Here is a 1,302-nt window from a genome sequence, read left to right on the forward strand (position 1 = left end):
AGGGGCGGACCTGGCCGCGACCCAGCCTTGCCGGGGAAGCGCGATTGCGACCGGCAGGAATAACTCGTCGCGGCCAGGTCCGCCCCTACGTGCACGTCTGGCGCCGCAGTGCCAGCGGCTATCAGAACACCAGCGCCGACATCTTGCGCCGATAGCGGCCGACCAGGTCTTCGTCCTCGATCACGCGGAAGGCATCGATCAGGCTACGGCGCGGCAGGTTGTCGTCGAACGTGCGGTCCTGGCGCAGCATTTCCAGGAATTGCTCCAACGCCGCTTCGTCGTTGCCGTCGAGCAGGTGGCGCACGCCGAGCAGGTGACGTGCGCGCAGGTCGGCGCTGTTGGCCTCCACGGCGGCCTGCAAGGTGCCGGCATCCGGGGCGTCCTTGAGGACGTTGGCAAAGCTCAGCCGCGCCTTGGCGCGCACCGCGCGGTCGTCGGTGGCCAGGTTGGCGGGCAGGGCGTCGATCAACTGCTCGGCTTCGGCGGTGTCGCCGGTCTTGAGCAGGGCCAGCGCCAGGTCCAGCTTGAGTTCGTCCTTGTCCGGTTCGGCAGCGATCGCCTCACGCAGCGCCGCGGCCTGCGCCTGCGGGTCGAGCGGCGCCAGCGGCACGTCTTCGGCTACCTGCGGCTCGGCCGGCAGCACGCCATGCTGGGTCAGGAATTCGCGCACCTGGCCTTCCGGCATGGCGCCGGGGAAGCCGTCGACGATTTCGCCGCCCTTGACCAGGAACACCGTCGGCACGGAACGGATCTGGAACGCCGCAGCGATCTGCTGTTCCTTGTCCACATCGACCTTGCCCAGCTCGAATGCACCGTTGTACTCGCCGGCCAGCTTTTCCAGGATCGGCGTCAGCGACTTGCAGGGGCCGCACCAGGTGGCCCAAAAGTCCACCAGCACCGGTGTCGTCAACGATTTCTGCAGGACCTCGGTCTCGAAGGTGTCGGTGGTGGCATCGAATACATGCGGCTTGTCGGACATGGGCTTCCAGAAGTTAAGTGCGGCAACAGTGGAAGGTAATGGTGGCAAACGCGGCTGACACAAGCCTAGCCGCAATGACGCGCTCGCGTGCCCGGGAAGGCACCTTTCGCATGGCCGTGTGAGCGTCGGGGGTTCACGCCGCGCCCGGCCGGCACGACAATGCCGCATTCTGGCGGCGCTTCGCGCCCCGTGCTGGAGTAAGCCAATGGCAACCACCGAACGCGCACCGCGCTACATGGGCCTGATCGCCGCAACGGTCTTCGTGCTGGCACTGGCCGGTTTCGGTGTCACGCTGCCGGGCTATCTGCAGGCCAGCCATCCGG

At 67.2% G+C, this 1,302-nt stretch carries 1 protein-coding gene and 1 pseudogene; one reads left to right on the plus strand and one right to left on the minus strand.

The window, feature by feature from the left end; translation table 11 throughout:
- Positions 1–121: 121 nt before the first annotated feature.
- Positions 122–979 (minus strand): thioredoxin, encoded by an 858-nt coding sequence (gene trxA / locus XAXN_RS20080; protein ID WP_054319345.1) that lies wholly within the window; start codon positions 977–979, stop codon positions 122–124.
- A 205-nt stretch (positions 980–1,184) separates the two neighbouring features.
- Here trxA and XAXN_RS20085 point away from each other — a divergent pair.
- A pseudogene (locus XAXN_RS20085) lies at positions 1,185–1,302 on the plus strand (DUF998 domain-containing protein); the annotation flags it as partial.

The sequence above is a fragment of the Xanthomonas axonopodis genome, assembly GCF_001304695.1.
Taxonomy (GTDB): Bacteria; Pseudomonadota; Gammaproteobacteria; order Xanthomonadales; family Xanthomonadaceae; genus Xanthomonas; species Xanthomonas axonopodis.